This is a genomic window from Pseudomonas bharatica (assembly GCF_048586865.1).
Classification (GTDB): domain Bacteria; phylum Pseudomonadota; class Gammaproteobacteria; order Pseudomonadales; family Pseudomonadaceae; genus Aquipseudomonas; species Aquipseudomonas bharatica.
On record NZ_JBMAWR010000024.1, the window covers coordinates 1 to 18,896 of the forward strand.

General features: G+C 62.6%; 19 protein-coding genes. 4 read left to right on the plus strand and 15 right to left on the minus strand.

Going from position 1 to position 18,896, the window contains the following annotated elements; translation table 11 throughout:
- Positions 1-230 precede the first annotated feature (230 nt).
- From msrQ to mrcB, 9 genes are all read right to left on the minus strand, one after another.
- On the minus strand, positions 231-851 hold the full coding sequence (gene msrQ / locus ACKLLE_RS22010; protein ID WP_420059062.1) for a protein-methionine-sulfoxide reductase heme-binding subunit MsrQ: 621 nt from the start codon (positions 849-851) through the stop codon (positions 231-233).
- Entirely contained in the window at positions 851-1,864 is a 1,014-nt protein-coding gene (msrP, locus tag ACKLLE_RS22015) for a protein-methionine-sulfoxide reductase catalytic subunit MsrP (protein WP_420059063.1), read from the minus strand. Before msrP ends, msrQ begins: the two co-directional genes overlap by 1 nt.
- A gap of 66 nt (positions 1,865-1,930) precedes the next feature.
- A complete protein-coding gene (pssA, locus tag ACKLLE_RS22020; protein ID WP_420059064.1) occupies positions 1,931-2,788 on the minus strand; it encodes a CDP-diacylglycerol--serine O-phosphatidyltransferase in 858 nt (285 codons plus the stop codon).
- A 147-nt stretch (positions 2,789-2,935) separates the two neighbouring features.
- The gene (ilvC, locus tag ACKLLE_RS22025) at positions 2,936-3,952 is read right to left on the minus strand and encodes a ketol-acid reductoisomerase (RefSeq protein ID WP_009398817.1); all 1,017 of its coding nucleotides are present in this window, start codon (positions 3,950-3,952) and stop codon (positions 2,936-2,938) included.
- A gap of 53 nt (positions 3,953-4,005) precedes the next feature.
- Positions 4,006-4,497, minus strand: a complete 492-nt coding sequence (gene ilvN, locus ACKLLE_RS22030) for an acetolactate synthase small subunit (protein WP_008096911.1) — start codon at positions 4,495-4,497, stop codon at positions 4,006-4,008.
- Between the two features lies 1 nt (position 4,498).
- The gene (locus ACKLLE_RS22035) at positions 4,499-6,223 is read right to left on the minus strand and encodes an acetolactate synthase 3 large subunit (protein ID WP_420059065.1); all 1,725 of its coding nucleotides are present in this window, start codon (positions 6,221-6,223) and stop codon (positions 4,499-4,501) included.
- 412 nt (positions 6,224-6,635) lie between these two features.
- Complete coding sequence (locus ACKLLE_RS22040) at positions 6,636-6,965, minus strand: YqcC family protein (RefSeq protein ID WP_064303387.1); 330 nt, start codon at positions 6,963-6,965, stop codon at positions 6,636-6,638.
- A complete protein-coding gene (locus ACKLLE_RS22045) occupies positions 6,965-7,708 on the minus strand; it encodes a tetratricopeptide repeat protein (protein WP_009398813.1) in 744 nt (247 codons plus the stop codon). The genes ACKLLE_RS22040 and ACKLLE_RS22045 overlap by 1 nt, the downstream gene beginning before the upstream one ends.
- 25 nt (positions 7,709-7,733) lie before the next feature.
- Positions 7,734-10,055, minus strand: coding sequence for a penicillin-binding protein 1B (mrcB, locus tag ACKLLE_RS22050; RefSeq protein ID WP_009398810.1), 2,322 nt, complete (start codon positions 10,053-10,055; stop codon positions 7,734-7,736).
- Positions 10,056-10,173: 118 nt separating this feature from the next.
- Here mrcB and ACKLLE_RS22055 point away from each other — a divergent pair, with 118 nt between their 5' ends.
- From ACKLLE_RS22055 to ACKLLE_RS22065, 3 genes are all read left to right on the plus strand, one after another.
- Positions 10,174-11,736: a bifunctional aminoglycoside phosphotransferase/ATP-binding protein gene (locus ACKLLE_RS22055; protein ID WP_420059066.1), complete on the plus strand. Its 1,563-nt coding sequence runs from the start codon at positions 10,174-10,176 to the stop codon at positions 11,734-11,736.
- 119 nt (positions 11,737-11,855) lie between these two features.
- A complete protein-coding gene (locus ACKLLE_RS22060) occupies positions 11,856-12,200 on the plus strand; it encodes a pentapeptide repeat-containing protein (RefSeq protein WP_009398806.1) in 345 nt (114 codons plus the stop codon).
- A gap of 160 nt (positions 12,201-12,360) precedes the next feature.
- A complete protein-coding gene (locus ACKLLE_RS22065; RefSeq protein WP_009398805.1) occupies positions 12,361-12,633 on the plus strand; it encodes a TfoX/Sxy family protein in 273 nt (90 codons plus the stop codon).
- Between the two features lie 185 nt (positions 12,634-12,818).
- Here ACKLLE_RS22065 and ACKLLE_RS22070 read toward each other — a convergent pair whose 3' ends face one another.
- The 4 genes from ACKLLE_RS22070 to ACKLLE_RS22085 are packed head-to-tail and all read right to left on the minus strand — an operon-like array spanning position 12,819 to position 16,407.
- Positions 12,819-13,718 carry a ChaN family lipoprotein gene (locus tag ACKLLE_RS22070; protein WP_420059067.1) on the minus strand — a complete coding sequence of 300 codons (900 nt, stop codon included), beginning with the start codon at positions 13,716-13,718 and terminating at the stop codon, positions 12,819-12,821.
- Between the two features lie 9 nt (positions 13,719-13,727).
- Positions 13,728-14,498 (minus strand): heme ABC transporter ATP-binding protein, encoded by a 771-nt coding sequence (locus ACKLLE_RS22075; protein WP_420059087.1) that lies wholly within the window; start codon positions 14,496-14,498, stop codon positions 13,728-13,730.
- The gene (locus ACKLLE_RS22080; RefSeq protein WP_167654043.1) at positions 14,495-15,478 is read right to left on the minus strand and encodes a FecCD family ABC transporter permease; all 984 of its coding nucleotides are present in this window, start codon (positions 15,476-15,478) and stop codon (positions 14,495-14,497) included. The genes ACKLLE_RS22075 and ACKLLE_RS22080 overlap by 4 nt, the downstream gene beginning before the upstream one ends.
- A gap of 50 nt (positions 15,479-15,528) precedes the next feature.
- A complete protein-coding gene (locus tag ACKLLE_RS22085) occupies positions 15,529-16,407 on the minus strand; it encodes a heme/hemin ABC transporter substrate-binding protein (protein WP_420059068.1) in 879 nt (292 codons plus the stop codon).
- Positions 16,408-16,544: 137 nt separating this feature from the next.
- Between ACKLLE_RS22085 and ACKLLE_RS22090 the strand changes: the two genes are divergently transcribed.
- Positions 16,545-16,862 carry a Rieske (2Fe-2S) protein gene (locus ACKLLE_RS22090; RefSeq protein ID WP_064303381.1) on the plus strand — a complete coding sequence of 106 codons (318 nt, stop codon included), beginning with the start codon at positions 16,545-16,547 and terminating at the stop codon, positions 16,860-16,862.
- Here the strand turns inward: ACKLLE_RS22090 and sfsA are convergent.
- Both sfsA and ACKLLE_RS22100 read right to left on the minus strand, forming a co-directional pair.
- The gene (gene sfsA / locus ACKLLE_RS22095) at positions 16,852-17,565 is read right to left on the minus strand and encodes a DNA/RNA nuclease SfsA (RefSeq protein WP_064303380.1); all 714 of its coding nucleotides are present in this window, start codon (positions 17,563-17,565) and stop codon (positions 16,852-16,854) included. The two genes, ACKLLE_RS22090 and sfsA, sit on opposite strands and share 11 nt — an antisense overlap.
- Positions 17,565-18,737, minus strand: a complete 1,173-nt coding sequence (locus ACKLLE_RS22100) for a pyridoxal phosphate-dependent aminotransferase (protein WP_420059069.1) — start codon at positions 18,735-18,737, stop codon at positions 17,565-17,567. Before ACKLLE_RS22100 ends, sfsA begins: the two co-directional genes overlap by 1 nt.
- Between the last annotated feature and the right edge of the window lie 159 nt (positions 18,738-18,896).

The following is an 18,896-nucleotide window of genomic DNA, read 5'->3' on the forward strand; positions in this document are numbered from 1 at the left end:
TTTCAACTTCAACCACTTGACTCGCTGCGATCTCTCGTCAGCGGGAGGCGAATTCTACAGCGTTACAACCTGCTGTCAACTGCCTTTTTCAACCGCTTTCGGTGGAGACCGAAGTACTTCCGATACCACCTGAAACTTCTAACTCGTTGAATCTCAAGGAGTTTTCCGTTTCGACTGCGCCGGAAGTGGGGCGAATTATAGAGAGATGGAACGGGACGTCAAGCACTTATTTAAACTTTTGTTACCGAACCGCTTTTCCGCCCTGCAAAGCGCGGCAAACGCTGAAGTATGGCGGGAACCCGTGTGAGCAACAGCGCTACGCCAATCACGGCATAGACGCTCCACTCCTTCAGGTCCGCACGAACGATCCAGAGGAAATGCAGCAGTCCCAGGCCGAGAATCATATAAGCCAGTTTATGCAGGCGCTTCCAGCGCGCACCGAGCCGCCGCTGGCTGTAGCGATTGGACGTCACGGCCAGGGCCAACAGGCCGAGGAAGCCCAGAACGCCAACGATGATGTAGGGACGCTTGCGCAACTCGACCGTGAGCTGCCCCCAATCGAGACCGAGAATAAAGAAGAGGTAGGCACACAGGTGCAAGGCTATATAAGCAAAGCACCACAATCCCAACTGACGCCTGACCACGATCCAGCCCGGCCACCCGGTCATGCGCTGCAACGGCGTCATGCCCAGGGTGATCAGCAGGAAAATCAATCCGCCCAGGCCAAGGCGGTCAACCAGTACCTTGCCAGGGTCCGGCCCCAGGGCAAAGATCCAGGCCTGGTACAGCCAAAGCAATGGCCAGACCGCCGCCAGCACAAAGATACTCAGGCGAAACAGGGGATAGCGCATCAATAGTTCTTCCGCAGATCGAGACCGGTGTACAGGGAAGCCACCTCTTCGGCATAGCCATTGAACATCTGCGTCTCGCGCACATTGGGACTGAACAGCCCGCTCGGCAGTCGCCGCTCCCGTGCCTGGGTCCAACGCGGATGGTCGACGGTCGGGTTGACGTTGGCATAGAAGCCATACTCGTCAGGCGCAATCTTCTGCCAGGTGGTTTGCGGCTGCTCGGCGACCAGACTGATGCGCACGATGGATTTCACACTCTTGAAGCCATACTTCCACGGCACCACCAAGCGCAGCGGCGCGCCATTCTGGTTCGGCAGTTCGCGTCCGTACATGCCTACGGCAAGGATCGCCAGCGGATTCATCGCTTCGTCCATACGCAACCCTTCTACATAAGGCCAGTCGATCAGGGCAAACCCCGAACGCTGCCCCGGCATATGCTTGGGATCCTGCAAGGTCTCGAAACGGATGTACTTCGCCCTGGACGTCGGCTCAACCGCCTTGAGCAGTGCCGACAACGGAAAGCCCAACCAGGGAATGACCATCGACCACGCCTCCACACAGCGCAGACGATAGATACGCTCCTCCAGTTGATACGGCTTCATGAAATCTTCGAGTGCATAGCGCCCCGGCTTGCCCACCTCGCCATCGATCACCACGGTCCAGGGCGACGTCGGAAGGCTCCCGGCGTTTTCCGCCGGATCCCCCTTGTCGGTACCGAACTCATAGAAGTTGTTGTAGTGGGTCGCATCCTTGAACGGGGTGATCGCCTCGTCCTGCACATTCACTGCCTGCCAGCGCACTCCCGGCAGCTTTTCGGTGAACCAGGCAGGCGGCGAGCCCGCCTCGACATCGGCATAGCGGGAGGCCTCGGCTGCGCGCGCCCAAGCCGGGAGCCCGGCGACCGCCAGACAGGCCATGGAGGCCCCCAGAAGGGAACGACGGGAAAGGTAAAGCGACTCGGGCGTGACTTCCGACTCGGAACAGTCGGAAGCCCGGGGGAACTTGATCAGCATGATGACTCCGCAGAACCGCTGGACAGATGCAGCAGTAGACTACAGAGTCCTGAAAATATTGCAGCCCTACTCGACGCTTTTCCGCCGACGCATGCGTAACAAATATTGCGCCGGACCAGAGGCCGCATAGGCAAGGAACACCAGCAGGAGGATGCGCGGCGGATCGCTGAAGACAACCGCAAACACCAGCACCACGGCAAGGATGGCCACGAACGGCACACGCCCCTTGAGGTCCAGTTCCTTGAAGCTGTTGTACTTGATGTTGCTGACCATCAGCATGCCCGCGCCGGCCACCAGCAAGGCCACCAGGAATGAAAGCTTGGAACCCTGGATGCCGAAATCGCTGAACGCCCAGACAGTTCCTGCCACCACACCCGCCGCAGCCGGACTGGCCAGGCCGATGAAGTAGCGCTTGTCGGCCTTGCCGACCTGGGTATTGAAGCGCGCCAGACGCAATGCAGCGCCAGCGACATAGATGAAGGCGACCATCCAGCCGACCTTGCCCATGTCACCCAGCGCCCAGCCAAAGGCCAGCAATGCCGGCGCAACGCCAAAGGCGACCATGTCGGACAGGGAGTCGTACTCGGCACCGAAAGCGCTCTGGGTATTGGTCATGCGCGCAACACGGCCATCCAGGCCATCGAGCACCATGGCCACGAAAATGGCGATGGCGGCGAAGGCGAAGTACTTGCTCGCCTCCTTCGGGTCACCGGCACTCAAGGCGCTCTGGGCGCTCATCGAGTTGATGATGGAATAGAAACCGGCGAACAGGTTCGCGGTAGTGAACAGGTTAGGCAGCAGATAGATGCCGCGGTGACGGACTTTGCGTCCTTCGGCGTCATGTCCTTCTTCGACATGCTCATCGATCGGTAGCAGGCTTTCGGCGTCAGAGGCCTTGTTGGGCTCTTCGGGACGTTCGCTCATTGAGATTACCTTGCAACGGTTTGGAAAGTTTCGACAAAGGTTCGCGGCGAGGGTTCGCCGACAAACGGATGGAAAGCTTATACCAGAAGCTGACCCCCGAAATGAAAAAACGCGGCCGAAGCCGCGTTTTCATTCGCTCGAAACCAATCAGTTCTTGGTTTTGTCGACGATCTTGTTCGCCGAGATCCAAGGCATCATCGAACGCAGTTGCTCGCCGATGATCTCGATGCCGTGGGCAGCGTTGTTGCGGCGCTTGGCGGTCATCGATGGGTAGTTGGTGGCACCTTCGGAGATGAACATCTTCGCGTACTCGCCGTCCTGGATGCGCTTCAGAGCGTTGCGCATGGCCTTGCGGGATTCTTCGTTGATGACTTCCGGACCGGTGACGTACTCACCATACTCGGCGTTGTTGGAGATCGAGTAGTTCATGTTGGCGATACCGCCTTCGTACATGAGGTCGACGATCAGTTTCAGTTCGTGCAGGCACTCGAAGTAGGCCATTTCCGGCGCGTAGCCAGCTTCGACCAGGGTTTCGAAACCGGCCTTGACCAGCTCGACGGTACCGCCGCACAGAACGGCCTGCTCACCGAACAGGTCGGTTTCGGTCTCGTCCTTGAAGGTGGTTTCGATGATGCCGGTACGGCCGCCACCAACGCCAGCGGCGTAGGACAGGGCGACGTTCTTGGCGTTGCCCGAAGCGTCCTGGTAAACGGCGATCAGGTCAGGGATACCACCGCCCTTGACGAACTCGGAGCGAACGGTGTGGCCTGGAGCCTTCGGCGCGATCATGATCACGTCCAGGTCGGCGCGAGGGACGACCTGGTTGTAGTGGATCGAGAAGCCGTGGGAGAAGGCCAGGGTAGCGCCCTTCTTGATGTTCGGCTCGATTTCGTTCTTGTACAGGGTGCCCTGGAATTCGTCCGGGGTCAGGATCATGACCAGGTCGGCAGCGGCGACGGCGGTAGCGACGTCAGCAACTTTCAGGCCGTGGGCTTCAGCCTTGGCAACGGTAGCCGAACCCTTACGCAGACCGACGGTGACATCCACACCGGAGTCCTTCAGGTTGCACGCCTGGGCGTGACCCTGGGAGCCGTAACCGATGATGGCAACCTTCTTGCCCTGGATGATCGACAGATCGCAGTCTTTATCGTAGAAAACTTTCATGAAATACCCCTGTTATCTCGGCCTTGTTCAGGCCATTCGCTAATTTCGTAGAGTTAGATGCTCAGCACTTTGTCGCCACGGGCAATCCCGGTGACACCGCTACGCACGGTTTCCAGGATGGACGCAGTGCCGATAGCCTGAATGAAGCTGTCGAGCTTGTCGCTGGTGCCGCTCAGCTGCACGGTGTACACACTGGCGCTGACGTCGACGATCTGCCCACGGAAGATATCGGTGGTGCGCTTGATCTCGGCACGCTGGGCGCCAGTGGCCTTCACCTTGACCAGCATCAGTTCGCGCTCGATATGAGCACTTTCCGACAGGTCGACCAGCTTGACCACCTCAACCAGTTTGTTCAGGTTCTTGGTGATCTGCTCGATCACCTCATCATGGCCGACAGTGGTCAGCGTCAGACGCGACAGGGTCGGGTCTTCGGTTGGCGCCACGGTCAGGCTTTCGATGTTGTAGTTGCGTTGCGAGAACAAGCCGACGACGCGGGACAGGGCACCGGGTTCGTTTTCCAACAGCAGGGAAATAATGTGCCGCATATCAGGTCCGCTCCGTCTTGCTCAGCCACATGTCGCGCATCGAACCATCCTTGATCTGCATCGGATAGACGTGCTCGCTGTTATCGACCTGGATATCGATGAACACCAGGCGATCCTTGAGGGCAAAGGCTTCTTCGAGCTTGGGCTTGAGGTCCTTCAGGCTGGTGATGCGGATACCCACATGACCATAGGCCTCGGCCAGCTTGACGAAGTCAGGCAGCGATTCCATGTACGAATGGGAGTGACGGCTGTTGTAGGACATGTCCTGCCACTGGCGAACCATCCCCAGCACACCGTTGTTCAGGTTGACGATCTTCACCGGCAGGTCGTACTGCAGGCAGGTCGACAGTTCCTGGATGTTCATCTGGATGCTGCCTTCGCCGGTAACGCAGGCTACGTCTGCTTCCGGGAAGTTCAGCTTGACGCCCATGGCCGCCGGGAAACCGAAGCCCATGGTGCCCAGGCCGCCGGAGTTGATCCAGCGGTTCGGCTTGTTGAAGCGGTAGTACTGCGCCGCGAACATCTGGTGCTGGCCCACGTCGGAGGTGACGAAAGCATCGCCCTTGGTGACTTCGCACAGGGTCTCGATCACGGTCTGTGGCTTGATGACGCTGCCGTCGCCCTTGTCGTAAGGGAACAGGCCGCGGTCGCCGCGCCATTCTTCGATCTGTTTCCACCATGCATCCATCGCCGCCTTTTCAGGCTTCTCGCCGATCTCGCGAACTGCGGCGAGCATTTCGGTGAGAACGCTCTCCACCGGCCCAACGATCGGTACGTCGGCCTTGATCATCTTGGAGATCGAAGCCGGGTCGATATCGATGTGGATGATCTTGGCGCTCGGGCAGAACTTGGCCGGGCCATTGACCACGCGGTCGTCGAAGCGCGCGCCGACAGCCAGGATCACGTCGGCATGGTGCATCGCCACGTTGGCGGTGTAGCTGCCGTGCATGCCGAGCATGCCGAGGAACTGGCGGTCGGTGCCAGGGTAGCCACCGAGGCCCATCAGGGTGTTGGTAACCGGAACGTTCAGCAGTTGTGCCAGCTCGGTCAGCGCCTCGGAGCCGCCGCCAAGGATCACGCCGCCACCGGCGTAGATGATCGGGCGCTTGGCGGCGATGATCATCTCGGCGGCCTTGCGGATCTGGCCGGAGTGACCACGCACGGCAGGGCTGTAGGAACGCAGCTTGACCTTCTTCGGATAGACGTACTCGAACTTTTCAGCCGGGTTGGTCATGTCCTTCGGAATGTCCACGACCACAGGGCCAGGACGGCCGGACTGGGCCAGGTAGAAGGCTTTTTTCAGGACTTCGGGGATTTCCGAGGCGTGCTTGATCATGAAGCTGTGCTTCACGATCGGCCGGGAAATACCGATCATGTCGGTTTCCTGGAAGGCATCGGTACCGACCATGGTGCTGGGCACCTGACCGGACAGGATGACCATCGGGATGGAGTCCATGTAGGCGGTGGCAATGCCGGTGATGGCATTGGTAGCGCCAGGGCCGGAAGTTACCAGTACCACGCCGGCCTTGCCGGTGGCACGGGCATAGCCGTCCGCCATATGGGTAGCAGCCTGCTCGTGGCGAACCAGGATGTGGCTCACTTCCGGTTCCTTGAACAGGGCATCGTAAACATGAAGGAGAGCACCGCCAGGGTACCCATAGATGTGCTTAACGCCTTCGTCACGCAAGAAGCGGACGACCATTTCAGCGCCGGATAAAAGCTCCACGTTGTTCACCTCTAAAACGCCAGAATACCGTTCGCTCCGGAACGGGTCTTAATAGGTTTACTGCCAAGCAGAGCATGAGCGACGAAAATGCCACTACGTCAGCACTGACTGAGCAAGTATTGGGAGCGCCCCAAAGTGTTGCGGGGTCTTCCCACCCAGCGCGAGGTAACGCGTTGCGGGGTGTAACAGGTCGGCGCGGGTGTGCGCCTCATGATCTGCTTAGCGGGTCTGCTTCTGGCAGTCCCCCTACAGCGGACTTCGGATTGTTGTGATTCGAACTGCGCAAGTCAAGTGACTTAGCGGTTTAAATTCCGCCGCAGCGCCTTTGCCAGCCGGGCGGAAACGTTTGCCCGGCCTTGCCTGCAACGAAACGGGGCCGCAAAAGCGGCCCCGGACGATAACGGCAGGCAAATCAGGCAGATGGATTGATCAATTGGTCGAACTCGGCCAACAGCTTGCGCAATTGACGGCTTTCTTCCGGACGGTCCACATAGACCGTCTCGGCCATGACCAGGATCCCCGACGCGTTAGGCAGCGGCAGCCCCCGCTCGAGGATCTCCTTCATGCGCGGCAGGAAGATCCACTGCAGCCACTGATCGAACGCCATGGTGTCGACGGCGAACGGCACGGTGCTGGACAGTGCTTCGACGCTGGGGGACTCATCGCTCCACCAGCCCTGCACATGCAGTTCACGCTCGATCAACAGCAGATGATCGGCGATATCGAGAATGCGCGGATCCATCACTGCGGCGCCTGGGCTTTCTGCCGGGCCAGGGCGGCACCCGCAGCGTCACCCTGCTTGTCGCGAGCCTGGGCGATGATGTTCCACAGCCCGGCCTGCAGGTCGGGACGACCGTTCGCATAGGTCATTGCACGACGCGCCAGTTGCTCGGACTGGGCGGCATCCCCCTGGGCCAGGCGCACCTGGGCCAGTCGATAAAGCACCTGGGGTTCACGCGGCGCGATGCGCTGGGCGCGCTCCAGACTGGACGAGGCACCGTTGTAGTCGCCACTGCCCTGCTGTTGCTGGGCAGTGGTCAGCAGCGCGAGCACCGGACCGTCCAGTTGCTCGTCGGCCGATAGGCCACCCGAGCTGGTATTGGCCCGCGGAATACCGGTCGGCGCCGACGGCATCGTGTAGGTGCTGGTACTGCCTTGCGGCGTGTACGGCTGCGAAGTCGACGGCCCCGGGACAATCGGCCCGGTGCTGATTCCGGCCGGCGCGGTGGACGCCGGGAAGGTCTGGATTGGCGCCGCGCCGCTGCCTTGCGGGATCATCACGGTCACACCGCTGTCCTGCGGCACGGACTGGGCCTGGCTGGTACCGCTGCGCACAGGCGCGGTATTGCCGCGGTTGGCCTGGACACGCTCGCTATTGGATACCCGGGTACCGGAATCCACCACCGGGATCGAACCACGCTGCACGGTGGCGCAGCCGTTTAGCAAGGCCAGCGCCGTCAGGGCTGGAAACCACCATTTTTTCACGTCAGGTCCTCTTGGCTCTCGCCGATCAATTCATCCAGCCCTTGACCCAGTCCATGACTGACTCGGCCGGGTTCTGTTCACCGCCACAGGCCGCACCTGCAGCCGGCTCGCTTCCGCGAATATAAGGCATCTGCACCGCGCCGGGGCAGCTCGCATCGGAGCCCTGGCCGGTATGCGGATCGACCCAGGCCTGCACCACGTTGTCCGGCTGCGGCATGTCCAGCGGCAGCGGGTCGGCCTTGCGCATGAAGCTGGTCCACACCTGCAGGGCACCGGTGGCGCCGGTGAACGGCGTCTTGCCGTTGTCGTCACGACCGAGCCAGACCACTGCCAGCAGGTCCTGGCTGAAACCGGCGAACCAGCTGTCCCGCGAGTCGTTACTGGTACCCGTCTTGCCCGCCAGGTTCAGCGACGCCGGCAGCACACTGTAGACCGAGCGCCCGGTACCTTCGCGCATCACCCGCTGCATGGCGTTCTGCACCAGATAGATGGAGCCCGGATCGAAACGCTGCTGGATCTGGAACGGATAACGCTTGAGCGGCTCGCCTTCGGCGGTCAGCACGCTGCGGATACCGCGCATCGGTGTGTTGAAGCCACCGTTGGCCAGGGTCTGGTACATGGTCGCCACCTGCATCGGTGACATTCCGCCAGCGCCCAGGAGCATCGACGGGAAGGCCGGCCAGTCGACCTCGACACCCAGGCGCCCGATGGTTTTGAGCACATTCGGCACACCCAGTTCCAGGCCCAGCTTGGCCGTGGACAGGTTGTAGGAGTTTGCCAGCCCTTGGTACAGGTAGATGGTGCCATGGGCGCGGCGGTCGTAGTTCTGCGGTTTCCACACCTGGCCATCGGCGCCCTTGACCGAGAAGGGTTCATCCTGGACCCAGCTCGTCAGGGTGTACTGGCTGGGTTTCTCCAGCGCCGTCAGGTAGACCGCCGGCTTGACCAGGGAGCCGATCGGACGCACTGCGTCGATAGCCCGGTTGAAGCCGGCGAAACCGGCCTGGCGGCTGCCGATCAGGGCCTGTACTTCACCGGTTTCAGGGTTGGTCACGACCATCGCCGCTTCCACCTCGTCGGCACCCTTGCGGCCCGCAAGACGCTTGAAGGTATCGGCCATGGACGACTCGGCCTTCATCTGCAGGATCGGGTCGAAACTGGTGAAAATGCGCAGGCCTTCTTCGGTCAGGTCTTCGTCGCGATAGTCCTGGCGCAGTTGGCGCTTGACCAGGTCGAGGAAGCCGGGGAACGAGCTGTCCGCCAGGCTGCCGCGCTTGGTCACGCCCAGCGGCATTTTCTTCGCTGCTTCCACCGCTTCCGGCGTTGCCACGCCCTGCTCCGCCAGCAGATCGAGGACAAGGTTGCGCCGCTGCAGGGCACGCTCGGGATAACGGCGCGGATTGTAGTAGGACGGCCCCTTGACCATACCCACCAGCAACGCCACCTGGTGCAGCTTCAGCTCCGACAGCGGCTGGCTGAAGAAGAACTGGCTGGCCAGTCCGAAGCCGTGCACGGCACGCTGGCCATCCTGGCCGACGAAGACCTCGTTGAGGTAGGCCTCGAGGATTTCCTGCTTGTCGTAGTGCATTTCCAGCAGCACCGCCATCATGGCTTCGGTGAGCTTGCGGCTGAGGCTGCGTTCGTTGGTCAGGAAGAAGTTCTTGACCAACTGCTGGGTCAGGGTACTACCGCCCTGGCGCATGGCCCCGGAAGACGTATTGACCCAGACGGCACGGGCAATGGACTTGGGCGACACACCGAAGTGGTGATAGAAGTCGCGGTCTTCAACGGCGACCAGAGTTTCCAGCAGGTACGGCGGCACCTGGTCCAGCTTGATCAGGATGCGGTCTTCGAGATTCTTCGGATACAGGCCGCCGATCAGCAACGGTTCCAGGCGCACCACTGCCAGCTTGGCGTCGTTGGCCGCACTGAGGCCGGCAACGTAGTCACCGGAGAAACGCACGCGGACCTTCTGTGCCGGCTCCATGCCCTCATAGAACTGGAATCCGCGGGTGTTCAGGTCGACGGTATTGCCGTTCACCGCTGCCGCGCCCGGGCCGTTGGCCACGCTTTCACGGCGATAGCCAAGGGCGTCGAGTTCAACCAGGAAATCGTCCCTGCTCAGCTTCTGGCCAACGAAAAGCTCCAGCGGCCGCGCGTAGACCTTGGCCGGAATGGTCCAGCGCTTGCCGGAGAATTTCTCCTGGACGACGGCATCGAGATAGACGGCGAAGCCGGCCAGCACCACAAGACCGACCAGGCTGAGCTTGATGACCCAGCCGAGCCAGGCGCGGGAGCGGCTGGACGCTTGTTTTTTGGGGGTACGGGAAGATCGGGTACGTGTCATGGGCGCGGATTATACGCACTTTATCGTTCATCGACAGACGCCCCCCGGCGGTTTCCAGACGGCATGCTTGCCGCCATAATGACCGATTAGAATCCCCTTTTCCCCGGAAGGATCGCCCGTGACCCAAGCCTTGATCGCAGCCCTGCAGAACCCAGCCCTGTACCCGCATCCAGTGAAGGATTTCCGGGTTATCGAGACGCACATTTCCTGGGTCGTGCTCACTGGCGATTACGCCTACAAGATCAAGAAGCCGATGAATTTCGGCTTTCTCGATTTCACCGAGCTGTCCAGTCGCGAGCACTTCTGCAACGAAGAATTGCGCCTCAACAAACGCCTGACCGATGGCCTGTACCTGGATGTCCTGCCGATCACCGGCAGCGCCGAGGCCCCGCAGCTCGGTGGCGAAGGCGAAGCGATCGAGTTCGCCCTGAAGATGCGCCAGTTCCCCCAGGAGCAGATGCTCAGCACCCTCCAGGCCAATGGCGAACTGACCGCCGCGCACATCGACCAGATGGCCAGGCAGATTGCCGAATTCCACCTCCAGGCCCCGCGCGTTGCCGTCGAACATCCGCTGGGCACACCGGAAAGCGTGATGGCGCCGGTGGAACAGAACTTCGAACAGATCCGCCCTTTCCTCAGCGACAAGGCCGACCTGCAACAACTCGATGCACTGCAGGCCTGGGCCCGCAGCAATTTCGACCGCCTGCACCCGCTGCTGGAAGCGCGCAAGGCACAAGGATTCATCCGTGAGTGCCACGGCGATATCCACCTGGGCAACGCAACCGTCATCGACGGCAAGGTGGTGATCTTCGATTGCATCGAATTCAACGAGCCATTCCGCCTGACCGACGTCTACGCCGACACAGCCTTCCTGGCAATGGACCTCGAAGACCGTGGCCTGAAATGCCTGGCGCGGCGCTTCATCAGCCAGTACCTGGAATTGACCGGCGATTACGCCGGCCTGGAACTGCTCAACTTCTACAAGGCCTACCGCGCCCTGGTCCGGGCCAAGGTCGCCCTGTTCAGCATGCCGGCAGATGCCGACGGCGTGCAGCGTGCCACGACCCTGCGTCAGTACCGCAACTACGCCAACCTGGCCGAAAGCTACAGCGCCATTCCTTCGCGCTTGCTGGCCATCACCCACGGCGTTTCCGCGGTCGGCAAAAGCCATGTGGCCATGCGTCTGGTCGAGGCGCTCGGTGCCATCCGCCTGCGCTCGGACGTGGAGCGCAAGCGCATGTTCGGAGAGCAGGCCGGCGAGGCGACTGGCGAACTGCAAGCCGGCATCTATAGCAGCGACGCCAGCCAGGCCACGTATGAGCGCCTGCACCAACTGGCTGCGATGATCCTGCGCGCCGGCTTCCCGGTGGTGATCGATGCCACGTACCTGAAGCAGCCGCAGCGCGCTGCCGCAGCCGACGTCGCCAGCGAGACCGGGGTGCCCTTCCTTATCCTCGACTGCAACGCCCCGGATGCGGTGATCGCCAGCTGGCTGGCGCAGCGCCAGGCGGACCGGACCGACCCTTCCGACGCGACCCTGGAAGTCATTGCTGCCCAGCAGGTCAGCCGCGACCCACTGAATGCCGAAGAGCAACTGCACAGCAAGCGCGTGGAAACCAACGAAAGCGACAGCCTCGACAAGCTCATCGAGCAGATCCGTCAGCGCCTGCCCGGCTTGTAATCCTGCATAGGCGTGAAGCAGTCCACACTTCACGCCTCTGCTCCGGGGCTTTCCGGAGAGCGTGACACTATAATGCCAGTATCCGGCCACCTCCTTCGGCCGATCACGAGGCGCTCATCATGAATCAACCACGGCTACTGGACAGTTCGCTGTTTGCATTGATTCGCAACGAGGACATCACGGGTTTCAACCGCGAAAAACCCAAGGACGCCAGCATCGATTTCCGCGGGGGTGACTTCCGCGGGCTTGACCTGCGTGACCTCGACACCAGCGGCATCGATTTCCGTGACGCCTACTTCCGCGCTGCCGACCTCCGCGGCCTTGACTTGCGGGATGTGCCCCTCGAAGGCGCCAGCCTGGCCCACGCGCAGATCTCGGGCACCTATTTTCCGGCTGATCTGAGCGCCGACGAGATCCTCATGTCGGTGAAGTACGGTACCCGCATGCGTTATCGTCCGCGCTAGGCTCTGTTCGGAAGCCTTGAGCCCTCCTCGACGCCCGACCTGGGCGACATTCCCAACGGCACTGGCAAATAGCCGCGTTATTGCCAAGTGCCGCTACACTGCTGAGTGATATTCCGCGACTTCCTCCACCAGACCCGTTCAGCCGGCGCAAGGAGGCTTGATGAACGATGAACTCCAGCACCTGAAGAATCTTGGCAAGACCTCGGCACAGTGGCTGCACGCGGTAGGTATCCACAGCGCATCCGACCTGCGTCGCCTTGGCGCGGTGGATGCCTATCGGGCGGTACGCACACGGGGCTTCCGGGCATCGAAGGTGCTGCTTTACGCCATTGAAGGCGCGTTGCTGGATGTGCACTGGAACGATATCCCCGCAGAACGCAAGGAGGCGCTGAATCAACAATTGGATGCGACCAGCCTGCGGAAAAAAAACTGAGTTTTTTCGGATTGGCCCGTTGACATAGAAATGAGAATCGTTATGATTACCACAACTGGTCGCGAGACTGGTTGGATAAACTGAAAGCCCCTGGTTCGGACTCTCAGATTATCTCCTCATCAGGCTAATCACGGTTATTGACCCGGCACTTTGCCGGGTCTTTTTTTGCCTGCTCGATCGTGAACTCAGCGCAGATCGGCGCAGTAGTCCTTCTTCGGCAGGGCCGCCGTGTACCAGACGAAATCGGCCATCTGCGGGCTCACGTCCTCGCCCACCTGCGCCAGCATCAGCACCAGCGTACCCTGCTCCGCACCGAGATCAGCCAGGTGCAGCGGCACACCGACATCCTTGCGCACATGGTAGCCACCGGCCAGGAGCAGGCTCGGTGCCGGGGCAGCAAGCAGACGTTCGGCCATGCGCCGGTCACGCTGCTGTTGCACCGCAACCATGGACGGCAACTGGCTTTCGGGGAGCATGCCGCAGTGACCGTCGCGCACTTCCTCCATCAGCGCATCACGCACCGCCGCAGTGGTAGAGCGTGGGCCACCGAGGTCTGGCGGATTGCGATAGATCGCCGCCATTTCCCCGCGGTCGAGATTGGCCGCCAGGACCGGGTAGCCTTTGGCAAAGGCTTCACGAACGATCGGCGCGTAGAACGTCCAGTCCCAGCCCTGGCGCCAGTCGATGGCCTTGGCCAGGTCGCTCGGCAAAGGCTGTTGCTGACGGACCAGGTCGACCTTGACCTGCTGCGCCGGCTCGAGCATTTCCAGCAACAGGCTGCCTTGCGCCCGTCGCTGGTTCAGCGCCTGCAACAACCAACGTTGCAAGGCATGGTGATCGGGGTTGTCGTGCTGCTCACCGACCAGGACCCGCGGTACGCCCGCCAGGCGCTGGAGTAATTGCTCCGGGGTCAACGCCTTGCCACTGGCCATCTCGCGAATCAGCCCCAGTTCCGCATGCCCGCGCCCCTCGGGGCTTTGCCAGGCCGGAAGCGGCGGCAACGCAGGCGACGCAGGCATGGACTGACATCCCGCCAGCCCTCCGGCCAACAACACAACCACGCCAAGCACGCGGGACAGGGACATGGACGACTCCTATCGGGCAATGATGAGCGGATGCCCCCGCTCGGGATGAGGCTGCACCAGCACGTCGAGACCGAACACGGCCTTCAGCGCGTCCGGCTGCAGCACCACCTGGGGTGTGTCGAGGGCACGGGGCCGACCGTTCTGCAGGAGCAGGATGCGATCACAATAGCGTGCAGCCAGGTTCAGGTCATGAAGGATAACCAGTACCGCTCCGCCGTGATCGGCGAAACCGCGCACGGCTTGAAGCGTCGTGTGCTGGTGCAGGGGATCGAGCGCAGAGGTCGGCTCATCGAGCAACAGGGTTCGCCCCTGTTCGCCAGGCCAAAGCTGCGCCAGTACACGGGCCAGATGCACGCGCTGGCGTTCGCCACCTGACAGCGCCAGGTAGCTGCGTTCGGCAAGATGCAACGCGTCCGCGGCCTGCAGCGCCTCGATCACGATCTCCCGATCACGGGCCTGCCCCGTACGATGGGGCAGACGGCCCATCCCCACCACCTCCTCGACGCGAAACGCAAAGCCCAGGCTGGAGACCTGCGGCAACACCGCCAGGCACCGGGCCCTCTCCGGCCCCGGCCAGTCGGCCAGCGGACGGTCATGCAGAAGCACCCGGCCACGATGAGGCGCCAGCTCACCGCACAGGGCACCCAGCAAGGTGCTCTTTCCCGCGCCATTTGGCCCAAGCACACCCAGCACCTGCCCCGGTGTCACATCGAGGGTGATGCCGTCGAGGACGCTCGTGTGCCCGCGAATGACCTGCAGATCCCGGACCTGGAGCATCAGGCGCGCCCTCGCAGCAGCAGATACAAAAAGAACGGCGCTCCGATGAAGGCGGTAACGATACCGATCGGCAACTCGGCCGGCGCCAGCACCAGGCGTGCGGCCAGATCGGCGAACAACAGCAGCGAGGCACCCGCCAGCAGCGAGGCCGGCAGCAGGACCCGGTGGTCAGGCCCGGCCAGCAAGCGGATCAGATGGGGCACGACAAGGCCGATGAAGCCGATCAGGCCGGCCGCCGCCACCGCTGCACCAACGCCCAGGGCAGTGCAGAAGACCAGTTCGCGCTTGAGCTTTTCTACCTCGAAGCCCAGGTGGCGCGCCTCGGACTCGCCCAGCAGCATGGCATTGAGTGCCTCGGCGCGGCGCGGCAGCCAAAGCGCCACGCCGGTCGCCACCAGCACCAGCGGCCATAGGCGCTGGTAACTGGCGCCGTTGAGGCTGCCCAGGTTCCAGAAGGTCAGGGTGCGCAGGGTGGCATCGTCGGCCAGATAGGTGAACAGGCCCACCGCAGAGCTGGCCAGGGCAGTCAGGGCAATACCGGCGAGCAGCATGGTGGCAACACTGGTCTGGCCGTCCTTGCGGCCGAGGCGGTAGACCAGCGCGGTTACACCCAACCCGCCGAGAAAGGCGCAGAGTGACAATAGATAGGGCGCAAAGGCTTCCGGGATGCCGCCCACCCAGGCACTGCCAACGATGGCAATCGCCGCTCCCAGCGCCGCGCCACTGGACACCCCGACCAGCCCCGGGTCCGCCAGCGGATTGCGAAACAACCCCTGCATCGCCACTCCGGCGAGCGCCAGCACTGCACCCACCGCTAGCCCGAGCAGGGTACGCGGAAGACGGATCTGCCCAAGGATCAGTTCCGCCTGTTCCAGGCCCGCGCCGTTCACGGGCAGGCCGAGCAGGCGCAGGCCGGCCCGCAGGGTGTCCATCATTGGCAGGCTGACCGGCCCGAGGGCCAGCGACAACCAGACTGCCAGCAGACACGCCAGGCCCAGTACTACAAACAGCGTGCGCGGCGTTACCAGTCGGATCATCGCGCGAGCTCGGCCCTGGCCGACGGATAGAAGGCCTGGGCCAGCGCCTGCAGGCTGGCCGGCAGACGCGGCCCGAGGCCTCCGACCAGCAGCGTCGGGTCAAGAGCGATCAAGCGCTTCATGCGCACCGCACGCGACGATGCCAGGGCCGGGTTTTCCTTGATAAGCGCCTCTAGCGCAGCATCACCGCTCAACGCGCGGTCGGCGAACACCACCACCTGGGGATTCAGCGCCGCCAGGGTCTCGGTAGAGAAGTTCTTGTAACCGTCGTTGGTCGCCAGGTTGCGTCCTCCGGCCTTCTCGATCAGCCAGTCGCCCGCAGTTCCCCTGCCGGCGATCATCGGCCTGGCGCCCGCATGGCCGACCAGCAGGATGACCCCCGGGGCATCTTCGGCGGCCCGGGCCGCGCTGATCTTCACCTGCAATGCAGCGAGCTGCCGGCGGTAATCGACGAAACGCTGTTCGGCCTGCTCAGGCTTGCCCAGCAACCGCCCCAGGAGCTTGAGATTGTCATGCACGGCATCCAGGTCGGCCTCGCTGGAAAACAGCTCGACCTGCACCCCGGCGCTGCGGATCTGCGCGAGCACCGGGGGCGGGCCCATTTCGGCGGTGCCTGCCAGCAAGTCGGGACGCAGGCTCAAAACGCCCTCGGCTGAAAGCTGGCGTTGATAACCGATGCTCGGCAGCGCCTTCAAGGATTCAGGGTGCTGGCTGGTGGTATCGACACCGACCAGGCGGGACTGCGCGCCGAGCTCGACAATCCACTCGCTCAGCGCACCACCGGCGCTGACCCAGCGTTGCGGCGGTTCCCCGGCTTGCACCGGGTTGAACACAAGCCCGAGGCAAAGGGCGACCAGGCTGGCATATCGGCGCATAAGGCAGCTTCCTGTTGATGAGGTTGGGAGTGGGATCACGGACAGGGTATAAAGACGCCCGACGCGGCCCGAGCCGGTAATTTGATAATTATTTGCATTTAGGCGTCAAGCCGACCGAATCCGTCACGGAGTTTCCCATGCACCTTCTATGTAGCGGCGTCGAACTGAGCGAAGGCCAGAGCCGTGGTTTCAACCATGAAGGCGTCGAGCTGCTGGGTGTTCGCCGCCACGGCCAGGTTTATCTATACCGCAATCGCTGCCCTCACCGTGGTATTGCGCTGAACTGGCAGCCGGACGGGTTTCTCGACAGCAGCGCCAGCCTGATCGCCTGTGCCCACCATGGCGCCCTGTTCCTGATCGAAAGCGGCGAATGCGTTGCCGGCCCCTGCGCTGGCGAGGCACTGGAAGCCCTGGACTGCCACGAGGACAGCCAGGGCATCTGGCTCAGGGATTGAGCAGTACCGGCAAGGGCCGGTCGATGCGCACCTGGCGGTTGTCCAGCGTGACACCGTAGGCCAGCACCTCGACGCCATCGAGCACGGCCGCGCGCAAGGCGATGGCGTAGCCGGGGTCGATTTCCTCCGCCGGACGTACCGCATCGACACCGGCCAGGTTCACGCAGTAGAGCTGCACGGCCCTTACGCCCTGGCGGGCCAGCGCCGCCAGTTCGCGCAGGTGTTTGGCTCCGCGCTGGGTCACGGCGTCAGGAAAGGCGGCGATGGTCGAGCCATCGAAGCCTAAGGTCACGCTTTTCACCTCGACGTAGGCCAATCCGCTGTCGTAGGTCAACTGGAAGTCGATGCGGCTCTTTTCCTCGCCATAGGGCACCTCGCGGCGCAGGGCGGTGAAGCCGGCCAGCTCGCTGATCACCCCGGCGCGCAGCGCTTCCTCGACAATCGCATTGGCCCGCCCGGTATTCACGCAAGCCAGGCGCCCTTGGGGCGTCTCGCTGATTTCCCAGGTTCCCGGCAGCTTGCGCTTGGGATCGCCGGAGCGGCTGAACCAGACCTGGCCACCCTCTTTCATGCAATTGAGCATCGACCCGGTATTCGGACAGTGGATGGTCATCCGTTCGCCGCTGGGCAATTCGATATCGGCGAGAAAGCGCTTGTAGCGTTTGAGCAGTCGCGCCTGCTCGAGCAACGGGGAAAACTCCATCAGCCTTGCCAGCTCCGCAAGCCCCGGGCAATCCGCTCCACCGCCTCGTGCAAGCGTGGCAGGCTCTGGGTATAGGCGAAACGCACATGATGGTTGGCCTGATGGCGACCGAAGTCGATACCCGGAGTGAAGGCGATGTGTTCGGTTTCGAGGAAATGCCGGCAGAAAGCGAATGCATCGCCGCCGAACTTGCTGATATCGGCGTAAAGATAGAAAGCGCCCTGCGGCTCCACGGTGATGCCGAAGCCCAGCTCGCGCAGCGCCGGCAGGAGGAAATCACGACGGCGGGCAAACTCGGCGCGGCGCTCTTCGAGGATTTCGATGGTGCGCGGTTCGAAGCAGGCCAGAGCGGCATGCTGGGCCATGCTGGGTGCACTGATGTAGAGGTTCTGCGCCAGCTTCTCCAGCTCCGGAATCGCTGCGGGCGGCGCCACCAGCCAACCGAGACGCCAGCCGGTCATGCCGAAATATTTTGAGAAACTGTTCAGGATAAACGCCTGGTCGTCGACCTCCAGCGCGCTCGGAGCATCCATCCCGTAGGTCAGGCCGTGATAGATCTCGTCCACCACCAGGTGGCCATTGTGCGCACGGGTAGCGCGGGACAGGCCGGCCAGCGCTTCGCGGTCGAGCACGGTACCGGTCGGGTTGGCCGGCGAGGCCACCAGGGCGCCAACCGTATCGTGGTCCCAGTAGCGCTCCACCAAGTCGGCATTGAGCTGATAGTTCACCTCTGGCCCCACTGGCACCAGTTGCGCGCCGCCCTCGACCAGGCGCAGGAAATGACGGTTGCACGGATACCCTGGATCGGCCAGCAGCCAGTGCTTGCCCGGATCCACCAGCAGGCTGCTGGCCAGCAGCAGCGCGCCGGAGCCGCCAGGGGTGATGAGAATCCGCTGCGGATCGATGTTCAGTCCATAGCGCTGCCCGTAGAACCCGGCGATCGCCTCGCGCAGCGCCGGCAGCCCGCGCGCGGCGGTGTAACGGGTGTGGCCGGCAGCCAGCGCCGCCTGCCCGGCTTCGACGATGGGCGCAGCGGTGGTGAAGTCCGGCTCGCCGATCTCCAGGTGGATGACATCGTTGCCGGCGGCCTGCAATTCATTGGCCCGTGCCAGCAGGGCCATCACGTGAAAGGGTTCGATGGCGCGACTGCGCGCACTGTAGGGCTGAGCCATTGGCCTTCTCTCAATCGGGACTAGACTGATGATTCTAACCGCGCGCCGCGGTGAACGTATGGATAAACCCCGCTGTCCTACCGGAGATAACCGGGAGTAGCGCACCCCGATCCTATCTGGTAAGTTCGGCGGCTCGCAGTCGCAGGGCCGGCGGTCGCC

What these genes read in the sequence shown, in the direction of transcription:
- msrP (WP_420059063.1), bottom strand. Translation starts at nt 1,864, where the DNA reads ATGCTGATCAAGTTCCCCCGGGCTTCCGACTGTTCCGAGTCGGAAGTC.
- mrcB (WP_009398810.1), bottom strand. Translation starts at nt 10,055, where the DNA reads ATGACACGTACCCGATCTTCCCGTACCCCCAAAAAACAAGCGTCCAGC.
- pssA (WP_420059064.1), bottom strand. Translation starts at nt 2,788, where the DNA reads ATGAGCGAACGTCCCGAAGAGCCCAACAAGGCCTCTGACGCCGAAAGC.
- ilvN (WP_008096911.1), bottom strand. Translation starts at nt 4,497, where the DNA reads ATGCGGCACATTATTTCCCTGCTGTTGGAAAACGAACCCGGTGCCCTG.
- ACKLLE_RS22085 (WP_420059068.1), bottom strand. Translation starts at nt 16,407, where the DNA reads ATGCGCCGATATGCCAGCCTGGTCGCCCTTTGCCTCGGGCTTGTGTTC.
- msrQ (WP_420059062.1), bottom strand. Translation starts at nt 851, where the DNA reads ATGCGCTATCCCCTGTTTCGCCTGAGTATCTTTGTGCTGGCGGCGGTC.
- ACKLLE_RS22060 (WP_009398806.1), top strand. Translation starts at nt 11,856, where the DNA reads ATGAATCAACCACGGCTACTGGACAGTTCGCTGTTTGCATTGATTCGC.
- sfsA (WP_064303380.1), bottom strand. Translation starts at nt 17,565, where the DNA reads ATGGAGTTTTCCCCGTTGCTCGAGCAGGCGCGACTGCTCAAACGCTAC.
- ACKLLE_RS22040 (WP_064303387.1), bottom strand. Translation starts at nt 6,965, where the DNA reads ATGGATCCGCGCATTCTCGATATCGCCGATCATCTGCTGTTGATCGAG.
- ACKLLE_RS22100 (WP_420059069.1), bottom strand. Translation starts at nt 18,737, where the DNA reads ATGGCTCAGCCCTACAGTGCGCGCAGTCGCGCCATCGAACCCTTTCAC.
- ACKLLE_RS22070 (WP_420059067.1), bottom strand. Translation starts at nt 13,718, where the DNA reads ATGTCCCTGTCCCGCGTGCTTGGCGTGGTTGTGTTGTTGGCCGGAGGG.
- ACKLLE_RS22065 (WP_009398805.1), top strand. Translation starts at nt 12,361, where the DNA reads ATGAACGATGAACTCCAGCACCTGAAGAATCTTGGCAAGACCTCGGCA.
- ACKLLE_RS22090 (WP_064303381.1), top strand. Translation starts at nt 16,545, where the DNA reads ATGCACCTTCTATGTAGCGGCGTCGAACTGAGCGAAGGCCAGAGCCGT.
- ilvC (WP_009398817.1), bottom strand. Translation starts at nt 3,952, where the DNA reads ATGAAAGTTTTCTACGATAAAGACTGCGATCTGTCGATCATCCAGGGC.